Origin of the sequence: Actinophytocola sp. (assembly GCF_036555685.1) — a bacterium.
Taxonomy (GTDB): Bacteria; Actinomycetota; Actinomycetes; order Mycobacteriales; family Pseudonocardiaceae; genus Actinophytocola.
On the sequence record NZ_DATBKY010000151.1, the window covers coordinates 1 to 9,598 of the forward strand.

Here is a 9,598-nt window from a genome sequence, read left to right on the forward strand (position 1 = left end):
CAGGACCTGGACCAGGACAGCGACATCGACCAGGACCTCGACAGCGACCAGACCCAGGTGCAGGACGCGGACGCGGACCTGGGCGAGTCGGTTCGTGCGGACGTCGAGCAGGACCTCGACACCGAGCTCGCCGACCTGTGATCGGTGCGATCCCTGACCGTGCGTGGCCGGAGCTGCTCGAAGCGTTCCGGCCACGCACTTTTCAGTCCACTTTGGAGTGATTGACATGACGTCCATCTCCGCGCTCATCGACTTCCTGATGAGCCTCATGAGCGACGACAAGACCAAGCGGGAGTTCGAGCAGAACCCGGACGGCACCATGGCCGACAAGGGGCTGCAGGACGTGAGCGCCCAGGACGTGCGGGACGCCCGGCTGATCATGGCGGACCAGGGGCACGCCCGGCCGCGGCCGGAAGGCGGCGGTGGCAGCCACGCCAACGGCTACCACGAGAGCGGCCTGGCGGCGGGTGGTGGCAGCAGCAACGCGGTGCGCGAGATCGTGCACACGACGCAGACGTTCGAGATCGACCAGAGCAAGATGATCTTCAATATCGACAACCACCGCACGAACATCCTCGACTCGTTCAACTCCGCCGACAAGGTCACCGCCATCCAGGACAACGACACGGTGATCGACATCGACAAGGACGACGACGAGGACGACGACAAGACCGACGACAAGACCGACGACAAGACCGACAAGCCCGGCGACACCGACGACAAGACCGACGACCCGGAAGACACGGACGACGGCGCCGAGGAACCCGGCGAGCCGAAGGACGGCGACGAAGAGCCGCCGACGACGGACACGGACCCCGACCTGCCGAGCGACCCCGGTCCGCCGACCGACGACGTCCCCGGCGACACTCCCGGTGACCCCGGCCCGCCGACGGACGACGACCCGGACGTGCCGATGCCGGAGGGCGACCCGAACGAGTCCTTCCCCACCGAGCCGGAGCCGCCGATGTCGGAGGAGCCGGTGCTGGCCGAGGCCGACGACGACCTGCCGGTCGCGTGAGGTGGGTGTCATGGCGGCCAAGGCTGAGCCGATCGCGGCCGTGGACCTCGCGCTCGGGGCGCTCGCCAAGTACGAGCGTCCCGACCTCGAGGGCCGGCTGCGCCAGGCGCGCGAGCGGTTGCTGGCCGACCACGTGCGGGTGCTCGTGGCCGGCGAGTTCAAGAAGGGCAAGAGCATGCTGGTCAACGGGCTCGTCGGCGCGCCCGTCTGCCCCGTGCTCGACGACCTGTCGACCGCGGTGCCGACCGTGGTCAGGTACGCCGAGACGCCGACGGTCACCCTCGTGCGGGTGCTCGACGGCGACATCGCCGAGCGGAACACCGTCCCGCTCGACGACATCGCCCGCTACGCGACCGAGCAGGGCAACCCGGGCAACCGGGAGCGGCTGAGCCAGATCGAGATCGGGCTGCCGCGCGCCGTGCTGGCGAGCGGGCTGGTCCTCGTGGACACCCCAGGCGTCGGCGGGCTCAACTCCGTGCAGGCCGCCGCGACCGCCTCGACGCTGCCGGCGGCCGACGCCGTGCTGCTCGTGTCCGACGCGTCGCAGGAGTACACCGCGCCGGAGCTCGAGTTCCTGCGCCAGGCCGTGGCCGTCTGCCCCAACGTGGCCTGCGTGCTGACGAAGACCGACATGTACCCGGAGTGGCGCACCATCGCCGAGCTCGATCGCGGGCACCTGCGCCGGGCCGGCATCGACGCGCAGCTGTTCACCGTGTCGTCGACGATGCGCTGGCACGCGCTGCTCGCGGAGACCGACGAGCTGCGCGCCGAGCTCGCGGCCGACTCCGGCTACGCGCCGCTGGTCGGCTACCTGCGCAAGGGCGTCGTCGGCAAGGCCGACGAGCTCGCCCGCCGCTCCACCGTGCACGACGTGCTCGCGGTGACCGACCAGGTCATCGCCTCGCTGCGCACCGAGCAGGCCGCGCAGGAGAACCCGGAGAGCGTCCAGCAGGTCATCCGCAAGCTGAGCGAGGCCGAGAAGCGCGCCACGGCGTTGAAGGAGCGGTCCGCCCGCTGGCAGCAGACGCTGACCGACGGCGTCGCCGACCTCAACGCGGACATCGACTACGACCTGCGGGACCGGCTGCGCGAGATCGTCCGGGACGCCGAGGAGGTCATCCAGAACGGCGGCGACCCGACCCGTACCTGGGACCAGTTCACCGCGTGGGTGGAGCAGTCCACCGCGGCCGCGGGGTCGGCCAACTACGTGTGGGCGACCCAGCGCGCCCGGTACCTGGCGAACCGGGTCGCCGACCACTTCGACGAGGAGCGCACGCACCTGCTGCCCGCGCTGCGCATCGAGCCGTCGGACTCGCTGCGGTCGGTGCGCGGGATGACGCTCAAGGACAACGAGACGTGGACCGTCGGCCGGCGCCTGCTGACCGGGTTGCGCGGCGGCTACTCCGGCATGCTGATGTTCGGCATGCTCGGCACGCTGGTGGGCTTCACGATGTTCAACCCGATCTCGATCGGCGCCGCGCTGCTGATGGGCAAGAAGACGATCGGCGACGAACGGCGGCGGATCGTCCAGAAACGCCAGGCGGACGCCAAGACCGTGCTACGCCGCTACATCGACGACGTGACCTTCCACGTGGCCAAGGACTCGCGAGACATGCTCCGCGGCGTGCAACGGGTGCTGCGCGACCACTTCACGCAGACGGCCGAGCAGATGAAGCGGTCGCTGCAGGAGTCGCTCAAGGCGGCGGAGGCGTCGGTCAAGTCGACGAAGGCCGAGCGCGACGCCCGGCTGTCCGAGATCGGCGCGGAGCTGTCGCGGTTGGAGGCGGTGCAGGTACACGTGAAGACCCTGCTGCCGCCGGGCACGGGGGCGAGGGCCGCCTGATGATCCTCTCGCACGCGGTCCGGCAGGTGCTGCACACGGCCCTCGCGGCGTACGGCGACCAGCCGCGCACCGTCGAGTTCCTGCGCCACCAGCTGCGGCGGCTGGACGAGCCGCTGCGGGTGGCGATCGCCGGCAAGGTCAAGGCCGGCAAGTCGACGCTGCTCAACGCGCTCGTCGGGGAGGCGGTCGCGCCGACCGACGCCGGCGAGTGCACGAAGGTGGTGACCTGGTATCGCAACGGGCCGGCGCCGCGGATCGTCATGTACCCCAAGGAAGGCGAGCCGGCGGCGCTGCCGGTGGTCCGGCGCGACGGCAAGCTCGAGATAGACCTGGGCGGGGCCACGGCCGAAGGCCTCGACCGGCTCGTCGTCGACTGGCCGGCGCAGAGCCTGCGGGCGATGACGCTGATCGACACACCGGGCGTCGCGTCGATCAACGACGGCGTCTCCAAGCGCACGGTGCGCTTCCTCGAGCCGGACGACGACACGCCGACCGAGGCCGACGCGGTGCTCTACCTCATGCGCCACCTGCACGTGGCGGACGCGGAGTTCCTCGAGGCGTTCACCGACCAGGGCGTGGCGCGGGCGACCGCGGTCAACACGGTCGCGGTCATCTCCCGCGCGGACGAGATCGGCGCCGGGCGCATGGACGCGATGTTCGCCGCGCGGGCGATCGCCGGCCGCTACCGCTCGGAGCCGGCACTGCGCGGGCTGTGCCAGAACGTGGTGGCGGTCGCCGGGCTGCTCGCGCACACCGGCCGCACGCTGCGCCAGTCGGAGTTCACCGCGCTGACCGAGCTCGCCCGCCTGCCGCGCGAGGAGCTGGACGGCTCGCTGCTGTCCATCGACCGGTTCCTGCGGGCGCAGGACACGGCGGAGAGCCGCCGCGAGCTCGTCCGCCGGTTCGGGCTGTTCGGCATCCGGATCGCGACCTCGCTGATCCGCCAGGGCACCCGGTCGCCGAGCGTGCTCGCCGACGAGCTGGTCGCCCGCAGCGGACTGGGTGAGCTGCAGCGGGTGCTGCAGGTCCAGTTCGGCGAGCGGCGCGACCTGCTCAAGGCGCGCTCGGCACTGCTGGCACTGGAGCGGCTGGTGCGGGCCGACCAGGACGCGCGCGGGATGGGTCGCCAGATCGAGCGGATCCTCGTGGGCGCGCACGAGTTCGCCGAGCTGCGGCTGCTCAGCGCGCTGCGCTCCGGCACGGTCGCGTTCCCGAGCCAGGTCGCCGAGGAGGCCGAGCGGCTGCTGGGCGGCACCGGCAGCGCGCCCGCCGCCCGGCTGGGCCTGCCCGAGCACACGCCGCGCGAGGAGGTGCACCGGGCCGCCTACCACGCGCTGCGCCGCTGGCAGGGCCAGGCGGAGAACCCGATGTTCGGCCGCCGCGCCGCGGACGCGTGCCGCGTGGTGGTCCGCACCTGCGAGGGGATCTTGGCGCCGCATTGAGAACATGGAGCGCGTGAGCCGTTTCGTGGACCTGAGCCACGCCGTCGAGCACGGCATGATCACCTACCCGGGCCTGCCCGCGCCGGTGGTGAGCACGCACCGGGAGCGGACGGAGATCTCGCCCGGCGTGTCGTTCCACATCGGACGGATCGATCTCGTCGCCAACACCGGCACCTATGTGGACGCACCGTTCCATTACCACTCCGACGGCCCGGATGTCGCCGCGCTACCGCTCGAGCGGCTGGTGGACGTGCCGGCGGTCCGGGTGTCCGCGTACGGCGTGCCCGTGATCGGCCCGGACGTGCTCGGCGAGCCGGATCGCCTGTGGGGCAAGGCGGTTCTGGTCCACACTGGCTGGTCGCGGCACTGGGGCACCGAGCGATACGGGACCGGCAGCCCGTACCTCACGGCCGATGCCGCGCGGCTGCTCGTCGAGGCGAACGTCGCGCTGCTCGGCGTGGACGCGCTCAACGTGGACGACACGGCGGATCCGGTCCGGCCGGTGCACGACACGTTGCTGGCCAGCGGGATCCCGATCCTCGAGCACCTGACGAACCTGTCCGCCCTGCCCGACGACGGCTTCCGGCTGACCGCGCTCCCGGCGCCGGTCCGCGGCCTGGGCAGCTTCCCCGTGCGCGCGGTGGCCGTGCTCGCCTAGGCGTACCAGCTGACGAGGCCCTCCGACGCGAGCAGCCGGCGGACGACCTTGCCGGTCGCGTTGCGGGGCAGCTGGTCGACGAAGATCACGTCCCGCGGCACGGCGAAGCGGGGCAGGTGGGCGTGCACGTACTCGCGCACCTGGCCCTCGTGCAGGACCGCGCCCGGGCGGACGGCCACGTACGCGGCGAAGCGCTGGCCGTACTCCCGGTCCGGCACGCCGACGACCGCCGCGTCGAGCACCTGCGGCATGGTCATCAGCAGCTCCTCGACCGGCCGCGGGAAGACGTTCTCGCCGCCGGAGATGATCATGTCGTCGTCCCGGCCGGAGACGAACAGGCGGCCGTCGGCGTCGAGGTAGCCGCGGTCGCCGGTGATCATCATGTTGTCGTAGACCGTGTTGCTGCCGCCGTCCACGTAGCCCTCGAAGAGCATGTCGTTGCCCACGCAGATCCGGCCGACGACACCGGGGGGCACCGGCTTGCCGCGCGCGTCGAGGATGCCGACCCGGGTGCCGATCGGGCAGCGGCCGGCGGTGGTCGGGGCGGCGCGCAGGTCGTGCGGGTCCGCGATGCTGGCCCAGGACACCTCGGTCGAGCCGTACAGGTTGTAGAGCACGTCGCCGAACTCGTCCATGAACGAGGTGACGAACTTCGCCGACATGGCCGACCCGCTGCTCGCCACGACGCGCAGCGAGGACGTGTCGTAGTTGCGGATCACCTGGCGCGGCAGGTCCATGATGCGCTGCAGCATGATCGGCACCGCGATCAGCGACGTGCACCGGTGCGTCTCGATCAGCCGCAGCGTCTCCTCGGCGTCGAACCGGCATGCCAGCACCACGTTCGCGTGCAGCGGCATGCCGAGCTGCATCGCGGCGAGCCCCCAGGTGTGGAACAGCGGTGCCGCGATCAGCATCCGCTCCCCCGCGTGCAGCGGGATCCGCGACAGCACGGCCGCGGCGGTGCGCAGCCCGTGCGGGTTGCGCCGGCGCGCGCCCTTGGGGTTGTTCGTGGTGCCGGACGTCAGCACGATCATCTTGCCGGGCGAGGACGGCGGCCTGATCCGGCGCGGCGAGCCGGTCTCGATCAGCTCGTCGACCGTCGGGTCACCCTCGCCCCAGGTGCAGATGCGCGGCAACGCCTTCGGCAGTTGCTCGAACAGCGGGAAGAACTCCTCGTCCGCGAGCAGCGCGACCGGCCGGTGCGTGTGCACGGAGTCCGACACCTGGTCCGCGGACAGCCCGGTGTTCAGCAGCAGCACGGACGCGCCGAGCTTGCTGCAGGCGATCATCGACTCGACCATCGCGCCGTGGTTGCGGCACATCAGCGCCACCCGCCGGCCCTGCCGGACGCCGAACTCGGCCAGCGCGTTGGCGAGCCGGTCCGTGCGAGTGTCGACATCCGCGAACGTCAGCGTGCCGAGCTCGTCGGTGATCGCGTCCGCGGTCGGCTCGCGCGCGGTCGCCGCGCCGTACCCGCCCGCGATCGTCGCACCCCACCTGGACAGCGTTCCCAGCTGCCTCGCCACCTTGTCGGGCCGGCCGGGCGAGATCACCCCGGACCTGGTCAGGACCTTCGCGACGTTCAGCTGGGACCGGCTCGCCGCGGTCTGGTCCAGTCGCCCGCGCGCGACGGTCAGCGGCCGGGCGGCCAGGTGGTCGTCGATGAGCGTTATCGCCCGGCGGGCACGCCTGCGCACCCACGACTCGGGCAGCCGGGCGCCGTGCGGAAGGGAGATCGCGAGCTGGACCTCGGTGCGGCGGCGGGCGATCGGCACGAGGCGGATGGACACGTGCCCGCCCGGCCAGCGGTCGCTGACCAGCACGAGGTGCTCGGGTGGGCGGTGCACGAGCACCTCGACGTCGTGCCTGGCCACCGGGCCCTGGTCGACACTGAACCGCATCTCGTACTGGCTGCCCACCCCGGTCTCGGCGTGCCCGGTCCGGTGAACCCAGGAGATCTCACGGACGAACCGCGGGAACAGCTCGAGATCGTTGACGACGCTCCAGAGCCGATCCCGCGGGTGGTCGAGGACGTCGACCACTTCCACAAGGTCTGTCGACACGAAGCTCCTCCGTTCGCACGGGCGAACGCCCAGAGCCCTACTTACTAGCAGTGTGCTCCATTCGGAGCAAGACCTTCGTCTCGTTCTTTGGGATATTAAACCGTGCGCGCGAGAGTTTCGGTATAGACGTTCGGATTGCTCTCCAGCGCGTCGCGTTGCCCGGTCGGGACGAAGCCATGCCGTTCGAACAGCCGCCGGGCCGGCGCATTTCCCTCCGCGACCCGCAACCGCACCTGTGACCAGCCGTTTTCCCCTGCCCAGGCGAGGACCTCACGCACCAGCAGATCGCCGACGCCGCGGCCGCGGACGTCCGGGTGCGCCCACATCGCGATCAGCAGGACGGCCGCCGCGCCGGGCGGCGTGTACCCGCCGATCGCGCCGACGACGCGTTCGCCGAGCGTCGCCACGGCGGTCACGCCGTGCTCGGGCGCGAGCCGGCCCCGCCACTCGGCCTCCGTCAGCCCCCGCTCGCGCGCGAGTGACGAGCCGAACGCGTACGGCGCGTCGGCGAGCGCCACGAGCCGGATGTCGCGCCAGGTCGCCCAGTCGTCCGGCGCCAGCCTGCGTACGGTGATCGTCCCCGTGCCCCTCATGGACCGACGGTAGGCCGGGATCCCGTGCGCGGCAATCGAGTTACGAGGCCGGCTGGGCCACCGGGACCACGACCGTCGCCTTCGCCCGCGTGGCCACCAGCGGCGGGTCCAGCACGTCCGCGGCCGACGGGCCACGGGCCGGCGCCGCGCGGCAGAGCACGCGCGCCTCGAAGTCGATGTCGCGCGAGCGGTTGCCCACCCGGGTCAGCGTGGCCGTCACCTCGACGACGTCGCCGGCCTGGATCGGGGCGCGGAACTCCACGTCGGAATAGCCGGCGAGCAGGCTCTCGTCGCCGTCGGTGTGGATGGACAGGTCGGTCGCGACGTCACCGAACAGGGCCAGGCCGTACGCGCCGTCCACCAGGTTGCCGCCGTAGTGCGCGTGCGCGTACGGCACATAGCGCCGGTGCGTCACGGAAAACCCTTCGGTAAGACTCATGCGGCCCTCCCGCCTCTCCGGAATTCATGCTCGTGGTTGCGTTGCGTTCGAATGGTTCGTTCTCGACGTACCGGTGGCCGGGTTGCGTCCCGTTCCCCTCAGGTGCGGTCGACAACCGCCCGGTTCGCCTTCAGCGAGTGGACGAGGTAGCTGGCGACCTCGCCGGGCGTGGTGCCCCGCCCGAATACCCGGTCGACGCCGAGCTCGCCCGCCATCATCGGGTCGAACCGCGGCCCGCCGGCGATCAGCACCGGGCGGCGGTCGCCCATCGCCTCGCGGAAGGCCGCGGACATCTCCTGCGTGTTGAGGATGTGCGCGTCCCGCTGGGTGACGACCTGGGACACGAGCACGGCGTCGGCCTTCTCGGCGCGGGCGCGCTTCACCAGCTCCGGCACGGTGACCTGGGCACCGAGGTTGACCACCCGCAGCTCGCGGTAGTACTCCAGGCCCTTCTCACCGGCGAAGCCCTTGATGTTCAGGATCGCGTCGATGCCGACCGTGTGCGCGTCCGTGCCGATGCAGCCGCCGACCACGGCCAGCTTGCGGCGCAACAGCTTTCGCACCTCGGTGTTCACTTCGGACGGTGACAGCAGCGGGTACTCCCGCTCGACGACGGTCACCTGCTCGAGGTCGACGACGTGCTTGGCGGAGCCGTACACGACGAAGAACGTGAAGTCGCCGCCGATGCCGTGCGAGTGCACGATCATCGCCGGGTCGAGACCCATCTTGCTCGCGAGCTGCATGGCGGCGCCCTCGGCCTTCGGACCGGGCGGCACGGGCAGCGTGAACGACACCTGCACCATGCCGTCCCCGGTGGTGTCGCCGTACGGGCGGACGACGCGCTTCTCCGTGGCGGTCACCTCGTCGCCCCTTCCTCGAGCAGGTCCGCGGCCGGGTTGCGGTAGCCCTCGGCCTTCTCGATCACGCCGTCGGCGCCTTTCCCCTTGTCCGGCGGGCGTTTCATGAGCCCGAAAGTGCCGTCGGCGATCGCGTCGAGCAGGCCGTCGCGCACGATCCGGTCGAGCAGGTCCACGGCCTCGCCGAGCACCTGGTGCGCGCGCTTGACGATGAACCCGTCCGGCGCGGGCCGGAAGTCCTCGCGCAGCCCGGCGGCCGCGTTCAGCACGTAGCGGACGTTGCGCAGTGCCAGGTCGCGATCGGACAGGAACGGGGTGACCACGGCCTCGGTCATCATCCCGACCAGCAGGATCGACTGTCCGGTGAGGACACCGGCGAGGTTGAAGAACCCGTCGAGCAGGTAGCCGCCGAACACGTCGCCGGTCATGTGCTTGGTCGGCGGCATCCACTTCAGCGGCGCGTCCGGGAACAGCTCGCGCGCGAGCAGCGCATGGGCGAGCTCGAGCCGGAACGAGTCGGGTACCGCGGGGTTGATCTCGAACGCGTGGCCCAGGCCGAGCAGCTCGTCGGGCAGCCCGGCCTCGTGCGCGAAGTGCTCGTTGAGCAGCTGGGACACGGTGACCGTGTGCGCGGCCTCGACGGCGTCGGCGGTGGTGAGGTAGTTGTCCTCGCCGGTGTTGATGA

The 9,598-nt window shown here is 71.4% G+C and carries 9 protein-coding genes; 4 read left to right on the forward strand and 5 right to left on the reverse strand.

The genetic code is table 11. From position 1 onward, the window contains the following. Positions 1–226: 226 nt before the first annotated feature. The 4 genes from VH969_RS14420 to VH969_RS14435 are packed head-to-tail and all read left to right on the forward strand — an operon-like array spanning position 227 to position 4,961. Positions 227–1,018 (forward strand): IniB N-terminal domain-containing protein, encoded by a 792-nt coding sequence (locus tag VH969_RS14420; protein ID WP_331974244.1) that lies wholly within the window; start codon positions 227–229, stop codon positions 1,016–1,018. Positions 1,019–1,028: 10 nt separating this feature from the next. Then, positions 1,029–2,861: a dynamin family protein gene (locus VH969_RS14425; protein ID WP_331974245.1), complete on the forward strand. Its 1,833-nt coding sequence runs from the start codon at positions 1,029–1,031 to the stop codon at positions 2,859–2,861. Beyond that, positions 2,861–4,303, forward strand: coding sequence for a dynamin family protein (locus tag VH969_RS14430; protein WP_331974246.1), 1,443 nt, complete (start codon positions 2,861–2,863; stop codon positions 4,301–4,303). The genes VH969_RS14425 and VH969_RS14430 overlap by 1 nt, the downstream gene beginning before the upstream one ends. Positions 4,304–4,316: 13 nt before the next feature. Continuing rightward, complete coding sequence (locus VH969_RS14435) at positions 4,317–4,961, forward strand: cyclase family protein (protein WP_331974247.1); 645 nt, start codon at positions 4,317–4,319, stop codon at positions 4,959–4,961. Here VH969_RS14435 and VH969_RS14440 read toward each other — a convergent pair. The 5 genes from VH969_RS14440 to VH969_RS14460 all read right to left on the reverse strand — a co-directional run. Further along, positions 4,958–7,024 (reverse strand): AMP-binding protein, encoded by a 2,067-nt coding sequence (locus VH969_RS14440; protein ID WP_331974248.1) that lies wholly within the window; start codon positions 7,022–7,024, stop codon positions 4,958–4,960. The genes VH969_RS14435 and VH969_RS14440 overlap by 4 nt on opposite strands. Positions 7,025–7,119: 95 nt before the next feature. Continuing rightward, positions 7,120–7,617 carry a GNAT family N-acetyltransferase gene (locus tag VH969_RS14445; protein ID WP_331974249.1) on the reverse strand — a complete coding sequence of 166 codons (498 nt, stop codon included), beginning with the start codon at positions 7,615–7,617 and terminating at the stop codon, positions 7,120–7,122. Positions 7,618–7,657: 40 nt separating this feature from the next. Then, positions 7,658–8,056 (reverse strand): 3-aminobutyryl-CoA ammonia lyase, encoded by a 399-nt coding sequence (gene kal / locus VH969_RS14450; protein WP_331974250.1) that lies wholly within the window; start codon positions 8,054–8,056, stop codon positions 7,658–7,660. A 98-nt stretch (positions 8,057–8,154) separates the two neighbouring features. Beyond that, positions 8,155–8,916, reverse strand: coding sequence for a lysine 5,6-aminomutase subunit beta (gene kamE, locus VH969_RS14455; RefSeq protein WP_331974251.1), 762 nt, complete (start codon positions 8,914–8,916; stop codon positions 8,155–8,157). Continuing rightward, positions 8,913–9,598: lysine 5,6-aminomutase subunit alpha TIM-barrel domain-containing protein (locus VH969_RS14460; protein ID WP_331974252.1), on the reverse strand; the 686-nt coding region annotated here is incomplete at its 5' end. The genes VH969_RS14460 and kamE, both read right to left, overlap by 4 nt.